Source organism: Streptococcus suis (genome assembly GCF_002960445.1).
GTDB classification, from domain to species: Bacteria; Bacillota; Bacilli; order Lactobacillales; family Streptococcaceae; genus Streptococcus; species Streptococcus hyiners.
In genome coordinates this window covers 1-299 of sequence record NZ_POJD01000353.1, presented here as the reverse complement: position 1 = coordinate 299, position 299 = coordinate 1, and the positions used below count along the sequence as shown (strand labels likewise).

1 pseudogene is annotated in these 299 nt (G+C 40.5%); it reads left to right on the top strand.

Annotated elements, in window-relative coordinates:
• Positions 1–105: 105 nt before the first annotated feature.
• Positions 106–299: pseudogene (locus tag C1G53_RS11215) on the top strand (ABC transporter permease); the annotation flags it as partial.

Genomic DNA, 299 nt, shown 5'->3' with positions numbered 1-299 from the left:
TGTTGTTGATATTTGGTATGGGTACCTTGTTGGGGACATTGATTTCAGATATTATCATGAGTATCGTGGATCCACGTATCCGTGTGAAATAGAAGGAGGAGTAAGGTGAGTAAAGAAAATAAAAAACAAGTACAATCTGCTTCAACTCCTCCAGGTGGCTTCCGTGTCATCGCGCGGGAGTTTATGAAAGATCGACTTGCATTGACCTCATTAATTATCTTAGTGACGGTTCTCTTAGCAGTCTTTATCGGTGCACTTCTGTTGAATCAAGAACAAGTTATGAAAGTCAACCTTTTGGG